The sequence below is a fragment of the Acidobacteriota bacterium genome (assembly GCA_016184105.1).
In the GTDB taxonomy this organism is placed as follows: Bacteria; Acidobacteriota; Vicinamibacteria; order Vicinamibacterales; family 2-12-FULL-66-21; genus JACPDI01.
In genome coordinates this window covers 133,124-140,056 of the sequence record JACPDI010000028.1, presented here as the reverse complement: position 1 = coordinate 140,056, position 6,933 = coordinate 133,124, and the positions used below count along the sequence as shown (strand labels likewise).

The 6,933-nt window shown below is 67.8% G+C and carries 8 protein-coding genes; 5 read left to right on the top strand and 3 right to left on the bottom strand.

All coding sequences use genetic code 11. The features are described 5' to 3' along the window. Positions 1 to 284, bottom strand: a 284-nt coding sequence (locus tag HYU53_11050; protein ID MBI2221730.1) for a GIY-YIG nuclease family protein, incomplete at its 3' end; no start/stop codon positions are given. Between the two features lie 137 nt (positions 285 to 421). Between HYU53_11050 and HYU53_11045 the strand changes: the two genes are divergently transcribed. After that, positions 422 to 727 (top strand): ATP-binding protein, encoded by a 306-nt coding sequence (locus tag HYU53_11045; GenBank protein ID MBI2221729.1) that lies wholly within the window; start codon positions 422 to 424, stop codon positions 725 to 727. Here HYU53_11045 and HYU53_11040 read toward each other — a convergent pair. After that, the gene (locus HYU53_11040; GenBank protein MBI2221728.1) at positions 705 to 2,000 is read right to left on the bottom strand and encodes a hypothetical protein; all 1,296 of its coding nucleotides are present in this window, start codon (positions 1,998 to 2,000) and stop codon (positions 705 to 707) included. The two genes, HYU53_11045 and HYU53_11040, sit on opposite strands and share 23 nt — an antisense overlap. 22 nt (positions 2,001 to 2,022) lie before the next feature. Here HYU53_11040 and HYU53_11035 point away from each other — a divergent pair, with 22 nt between their 5' ends. From HYU53_11035 to HYU53_11025, 3 genes are read left to right on the top strand one after another with little or no spacing between them, the layout of a single operon-like run. Then, positions 2,023 to 3,000 (top strand): Gfo/Idh/MocA family oxidoreductase, encoded by a 978-nt coding sequence (locus HYU53_11035; GenBank protein MBI2221727.1) that lies wholly within the window; start codon positions 2,023 to 2,025, stop codon positions 2,998 to 3,000. A 13-nt stretch (positions 3,001 to 3,013) separates the two neighbouring features. Then, positions 3,014 to 4,525, top strand: a complete 1,512-nt coding sequence (locus HYU53_11030) for a GMC family oxidoreductase (protein MBI2221726.1) — start codon at positions 3,014 to 3,016, stop codon at positions 4,523 to 4,525. Beyond that, the gene (locus tag HYU53_11025) at positions 4,522 to 5,034 is read left to right on the top strand and encodes a VOC family protein (protein MBI2221725.1); all 513 of its coding nucleotides are present in this window, start codon (positions 4,522 to 4,524) and stop codon (positions 5,032 to 5,034) included. The genes HYU53_11030 and HYU53_11025 overlap by 4 nt, the downstream gene beginning before the upstream one ends. Before the next feature lie 10 nt (positions 5,035 to 5,044). Here the strand turns inward: HYU53_11025 and HYU53_11020 are convergent, their stop codons facing one another. Next, positions 5,045 to 5,248 (bottom strand): hypothetical protein, encoded by a 204-nt coding sequence (locus tag HYU53_11020; GenBank protein MBI2221724.1) that lies wholly within the window; start codon positions 5,246 to 5,248, stop codon positions 5,045 to 5,047. A 281-nt stretch (positions 5,249 to 5,529) separates the two neighbouring features. Here HYU53_11020 and HYU53_11015 point away from each other — a divergent pair, with 281 nt between their 5' ends. Then, entirely contained in the window at positions 5,530 to 6,930 is a 1,401-nt protein-coding gene (locus tag HYU53_11015; protein ID MBI2221723.1) for a thiolase domain-containing protein, read from the top strand. The last annotated feature ends 3 nt before the right edge of the window (positions 6,931 to 6,933 follow it).

Here is a 6,933-nt window from a genome sequence, read left to right as displayed (position 1 = left end):
TCACACTTTCCGGCGTGGCGGTTCCGGAAAGTGTGACTGTCACACTTATTCCGCACGAGCGCCTCCTTCTCTCTTCGCCTCAACCTCTTGATCTCATGCTCGCGGCGCAGCGCGGCCCCAAGCGATCGGCAGCGCTCCTTGTAGACCAGCACGACGGGCAGCCGGCCGCGGGTGTACTTCGCACCGCGCGCGCCGTTGTGCGTCGCGACCCGCGCGTCGAGATCTTTCGCGCACCCGGTATAGAGCGTGCCGTCCGCGCACCGCACGATGTAGACGAAGGGCACGGCTCATTGTAGGGCAGTCCCTGCCCCGAGCGTAGTCAAGGGGCTCCCCCCTGTTTCACTCTGTTACAGAACGTGCCGCGCCGGGGATCGACGCCGAGATTGATGCCGATCGCCTCCGTACCGCGCTGCGCAACCTGGTGGAGAACGGGGTGAAGTACTCGCTGCCCGACAGCCGGGCCGTAGAAATTTCGGCGGCGCGCGAGAACGGCGCCGTGGTCATCCGCGTGGCGGATGATGGCCCGGGAGTACCTGAAGCGGATTTGGCGAACCTGTTCGAGCCGTTTTTCCGCGTGGACCGCTCCCGGTCCAGGAAAACCGGCGGCTACGGCCTGGGACTCAGCATCTGCAAGCGAATCGTCGAGGCCCACGGCGGAGAGATTTCAGTCCGCAACCGCAGCCCGCGCGGCGCGAAGTTCACGATCAGGCTGCCGACGCGCTCCTGACGATCGACCAGCCGCGCGCCGCGTTCAGGACGACACCGGCAAGCAGCAGGCCGCTCCCCGCGCTGACGAGCCACCATGCAGACGAGGCGAACCCGGCCGCGAGCGCCGGGACGCCGGCGGTCCACGTCCAGAAGACTGCCGCCGCGAGCGCGGGGCTGCCCAGCGAATGTGCGGAGCGCGCGGGCTGCGCCAGCCCCGCGGCCTGGAACGCGCGATACCACCCGTGCAGCGGCAGCAGCCGGCCCTGGATCCCGATGACGACCTGCGAGAGAAATCCCACAAGTCCCGCGGTGCCGTAGATCCAGCGCGTCCCGTTTCTCGCACCGGCTTCGGCGGCCTGCGGCATCGAGAGCGATACACCGATGGCCGCGCTCGCGATCAGCCACGCGAAGGCTGCGCGCGTCTGCCACGTCGGCCAGTCGGGCCGCGGCAGCTCGGCGGGCGGAGGGAGCCGCGAGCGCAGCATCACGCGCAGATGCGCGAGGAATGCGGCGATGCCTCCACCGGCGAGGAACCCTCCCACCACGATCCAGGCGGACTCGAGTACAAGCGCGACGGCGAGGATGACGGCGCCAGCCTCGAGCAGCACGGCGCTGATCGCGGTGGATGCGCCGTCGGGCATCCGCGATGGCAGCACCATCGGAACCAGCCGGTATCCGAGGCCGACCGCCATCATCACCGCCCAGCCAATCGCCGCCAGGTGCGCGTGCGCGTACGCGAGCGACAGCGGCGACCAGGCGAACCATCCCGAGACCCGGTTCATGCCGACGATCGCGCCGAACATGCCGGCCACCGCCATGTTCGCGAACGCGAGCGCGACGTGCAGCTTGATCGGCCGCGGCGCCACCGCACCGCCCAGACCGCGCCACGCGCGCACGGCGACGTGCAGCACGGCGATCATCACGAGCGCCGACAGCCACGCGACCAGGTGATAGGCGCCGGTCCAGAACGCCCCGCTCATGCCGATCGTTCCCGCCGCGAAGGCCGCGAACGCCGCGCGATCCGAGGCGCGCTCCCGCAGCGGCATCCGCAGCGCCAGCGGCCCGACGATGTAGAAGGCGCCGAGAATGGAGCCTGAAATCCAGCCGACGGTCACGAGGTGGACGAGCGCGACCATGCGCGGATGGTAGAAGAACGTCCCGGCGGTCGACGGCTCGACCAGCAGCAGCCCGCACGCCGACGCCAGGCACACGTGCGCGAAGGCGAAGTACAGCAGCGGGATGCTCGAGGCCGGGAGCAGCGCGAGGCGGGCGTCGAGGGTGAGCCGAGCCACCGGTATAATGACATTTTCCCCGATGTCGGACCCTCTGCGCATAGCCTTTCTCGGCTGCGGATTCATCACGCGCGTTCACAGCCGGCAGCTGTCGTCGCTGCGCGACGTGGTGGTCTGCGGCTACGCGAGCCGCGATGCCGCCAGGGCGGATGACTACTGCCGGCGTTTCCAGGGCACCAGGCACTACGGGGGATACGAGCAGGCCATCGAGGATCCCCGGGTGGACGCCGTGGTCATCGCCGTGCCGCCGCGCTTCCATCTCGAACTGGCGCTCGGCGCGCTCGCGGCGGGCAAACACGTGCTGGTCGAAAAGCCGGCGTTCCTGCGGATGGACGACTACCGCGCGGTGCTCGAGGCGAGGAACCGCGCCGGCAGGGTCGTGCTCGTCGGCGAAAACGATCACTACAAGCCGCTCGCCGTCAGGCTGCGCCGCCTGCTCGCCGCGGGGGCCATCGGCGACATGGTCTTCGCGCACTTCACGACGATCGCGAAGAAGTTCAAGACGGCCGGCGACTGGCGCAACGATGAAACGATGGCGGGCGGCGATGCCTTCTTCGAGGAAGGGATCCACTGGCTCCACCTCGCGGGGAGCCTCGGCCCGAAGATCACGTCGATCCAGGGCTTCCGCCCGGCGATTTCGCGGGAGGGGCCCGACATCCGCGCGAAGAGCATGATGGTCGCGTTTCGGTACGACAACGAAGCGGTCGGCGCGCTGTTCTACTCGCGCGAAGTGCCGTCGCTGCTGCGCGGGCTCAGGCTGTCGAAGCTGTTCGGCCGCAAGGGGATCATCACCTTCGAGTCGAACGGCGCGTTCATCCTCGTGCGCGGCGAGGGGTGGCCCAGGCTGCTGTTTCCCGGCTTCCGCGACATCCGCGGCTACCGCGCGATGTACCGCGACCTGGCGTCCGCCATCGCGGAGCGGCGCGCGCCGCAGATGAGCCTCGAGCGCGCGATCGAAGATCAACAACTGATGGACCAGGTATACGCCACTGTCGTCTGAGCGGACCGGGCTCGTGGCCCAACACTACGACGTCATCATCATCGGGAGCGGCGCCGGCGGCGGCACGATTGCGCACGCGCTGTCGGACACGTCCGCGAAGATCCTCATCCTCGAGCGCGGGGATTTCGTCCGGCGCGAGGAGCACAACTCCAATCCCGAGGCCGTGTGGAAGCACCTTCGCTACCGGACGCGGGAGCGCTGGGTGGACCGGCACGGCAAGGAGTTCCTGCCGTACACGCACTACTGCGTGGGGGGCAACACCAAGTTCTGGGGCAGCGTGCTCTATCGCCTCCGGCGTGAAGATTTCCGCCAGATGGAGCACGTGGATGGCATCTCCCCCGCGTGGCCCATCGATTACGAGACGCTCGAGCCGTACTACGAGCGCGCCGAAGAGCTGTACCACGTCCATGGCCAGCAGGGCATCGATCCCACCGAGCCTCCCCGCGGGCCGTATCCGCACGAGCCGGTCCCGCACGCGCCCGGGATCGCGAAGATCGTCGACCAGCTGCGCCGAGAGGGGCTTCATCCCTCGCCGCTGCCCCTCGGGTTGATCAATCCCGGCCAGCCGGAAGGGTGCGTCCTCTGCAACACGTGCAACTCGTTTCCCTGCCAGTACCACGCGAAGAGCGAGTCCGACGTCGTCTGCATCCGCCCGGCGATGCAGCGCCCGAACGTCACCATGTGGACCAACGCGTTCGCGCGCCGGCTGCTGACCGACGCGTCCAGCCGAAAGGTGCAGGCCGTGGAGGTGGAGCGCGACGGCGGGATCCTGCGCGTCGAAGCGCCGGTCGTCATCGTGTCGTGCGGCGCGGTGAATTCGGCGGCGCTGCTGCTGCGCTCGGCGAACGACGCCCACCCCGGCGGCCTCGCGAATTCCTCCGGCCTGGTGGGGAAGCGATACATGGCGCACCTCGCGACGATGATGCAGGGGTTCCATCCGTTCCGCGTGAACGAGACCGTGTTTCAGAAGACCGTCGGGATCAACGATTTCTACCTTCGCGGCCCCGGCACGAGGTATCCGCTCGGGCAAATCCAGTCGCAGGGACGCACGCACGGCGTGATGGCGCAGACCGTGGTGCCGTGGATTCCGCTGCGTCCCTATGAAGTGTGGGTGGCGCGCGGGGTGGACTGGCTGGCGATGTCCGAGGACCTGCCCACCGAGGACAACCGGGTGACCATCGACTCTCACGGCCGCATCCGGCTGCACTACGTGCCGAACAACCTCAAGGCGCACCGCCAGCTCGTGAGAGAGATGAAGCGCATCCTGAAACGCCTGGGGTTCTGGGTCGTGATGGCCTACTCGCACCAGGAGCGGAACACGACGCACCAGTGCGGGACCCTGTGCTTCGGGAAGGACCCTCGCCGGTCCGTGCTCGATCCGTATTGCCGCGCGCACGACGTGGACAATCTCTTCGTCGTCGACGCGTCGTTCTTCCCCTCGTCTGCCGCGGTGAACCCCGCGTTGACGATTGCCGCGCAGGCGCTGCGCGTTGCCGATCACATCAAGGACACGGAGCTCAGATGAGAGCGCGTTCGTTCAGTCACACCGGCATCACGGTCTCGGACTTCAACAGGGCCGTCCGGTTCTACTGGGAGGTCTTCGGGTGCCCGCTGGTCGGCGTGGCGGACACGCCGGCCGAGCGCGTGCGCGCGTTTTTTGGCGTGGACGCGCCGGCGCCGAGCTGCAGGATCGGATGGATCCGCGTTCCGGGCGGCGGAGTGCTCGAGATCTTCGCGTTCGAGCCGAAGCAGCCGCCGGTGCGCATCCCGTGGAACCGCGTCGGCCTGACACACATCTCCTTCAACGTGCGCAACCTGCCGAAGTGGCACGCCTATCTCGAGAGCAAGGGAGTGGAGATCGTCAGCAAGCCGGAGCGCTCGCCGCGCGGCCACTCGTTCTTCTTCGTGCGGGACTTCGACGGCAACCTGATCGAGCTGATGGATCTCGGCTACATGTACTACGTGCTCGGCTGGCTCGGGCCGGTGGGCGGGTGGATCTTCCGCCGGGGCATGTACGCCAAGTACTACCGTTGATTGCGGCAGCTTACGTGGCCGGATGGAGATCCTGGCGCAGCTGGCGGGCGCGATCGATGAGTGCGTGGAAGTCGGCGCCGTCTTCGGAGAGGAGCAGGCGCCCCTCGCAGAGAATTCGCAGCTCGAACTCTTGTTCGGCGAGCTGGACGATCTCGTAACAGAGGTCCCGGGTGGCTTCGCGGTCCCGCCAGAGCACGACGAGATCTTCGGTCACGCTGCCCTCCTGACGCACGGGGTGCCTTCCGGCGTACGCGCCCGCCTGCCACGCCCGTGCCAGTGGCGGGCCACCAACATTACGGTGCCTGCACCTTCGAGGTCATCGAGCCGGCGACGGCATTCCGGCTGGCGCTCCGGATTTCCGGCGCCGGGCGCGAGGCGGCGCCGAAAGAATCGTCAATTTGTGGCAGCCACCATTGACGTGCTGGCACCGCGGTTGCTCCCGCGTGCACACGTCGCCGTCCACCCTCGTTCCGACGCTTTCCCAGGAGGTCTGCCGTGATCACGTTCGCGCCGGGGAATCTTCGCGTCCCGCGCTGGACCCGCCCCGTCTATATGGTGGCCGCGGGCACCACCGACTTCCGCAAGCGGTACCCGGAGAAGAAGCTCGACGAGCTGTGCATGATGGCGTTCCGCATGCTGCTCGAAGAGAACGATCTCAGGCAGGATCCGCTCGAGGTCAAAGGCCACATCAACTTCGCGTGCTACGGAGAGTTTGCCGATCACTTCCAGGACCAGCTGCTCTGCGAGGCGAAGGTGCACGATTACCTCGGTCTCGACCTGCTGCCGAACGTCGGCATCAAGACCGGCGGCGCCACCGGCGGTTCGACGATGCTGATGGGCGCGACGACCGTGGCGAGCGGCATGAGCGACTGCACGCTCGTCCTTGGCTGGGAGCGCATGGACGAAGTGAAGACGTGGACCGGGAACTACTACATCGCCAGCGCGGCCTGCAAGGAGTTCGAGACGCGGCTGGCGCGCAACTACGCGAGCTACTACGCACCGATGGCCCGCCGCTTCCAGGAGATGTACGGCGTGGACGAGCGCGTGCGCGCCGAAATCGCGGTGAAGAACCGCGGCTATGCCTGCTCCTCGCCCTACGCCCAGCAGCCCGGGCGCCACACCGTCGACGAGGTGCTCGGGGGCGAGATCGTGTCCGACCCGCTCAGGTTTCTCGAATGCTGCGCGATGAGCGTCGGCTCGGCGGCCGCGCTCCTCTGCTCCGAGGAACTGGCCTTCCAGCTCACGGACCGTCCCGTGCGGCTGTACATCGCCGGAGGCTCGCACACGCTCAGGACGGGCGATCGCCGGCCGATGCGCATCTTGCTGCTCCCGCACGAGACCGAGGAGGGCTACGCGTCGCTCTATCGCGACATGGGGAAGCAGGACGGGCGCTGGCCCGGCTTCGAGAGCTTCGGCGCGACGCGCTTCGCGGCATACATGGCGTACCGCATGGCGGGCGTGCAGAACCCGATCGAGGATCTCGATCTCGTCGAGACGCACGACGCCTTCACGATCTCGGACCTCCAGACCTACGGCGACGTCGGCCTCACGCTCTACGGGCGGGAGCAGGACTACGTCACGTCAGGCGACTGCTACCTGAAGAACCCGCACACGGGCAAACCGGGCAAGTGCCCCGCGAATCTGTCCGGCGGGCTGCTCGGCACCATGCACGCCGTTGGCGCGACCGGGATCTTCCAGTGCGACGAGGTCTTCTGGCAGCTCCAGGGCAAGTACGACAGGTTCCACGGCGATCCCGCGCTGTGGCGGCGCTACGGCAAGGAAAAGCCCGCGGACTGGACGAGCCTGCAGGTGGACGACCCGCGGCGGGGCCTGGCGATTTCACACGCCGGTGTCGGCAGCCACGTCACGTGCGCCGTGCTCGAGAGAGCGTGGTAGCGA

What these genes read in the sequence shown, in the direction of transcription:
- HYU53_11035 (MBI2221727.1), top strand. Translation starts at nt 2,023, where the DNA reads ATGTCGGACCCTCTGCGCATAGCCTTTCTCGGCTGCGGATTCATCACG.
- HYU53_11025 (MBI2221725.1), top strand. Translation starts at nt 4,522, where the DNA reads ATGAGAGCGCGTTCGTTCAGTCACACCGGCATCACGGTCTCGGACTTC.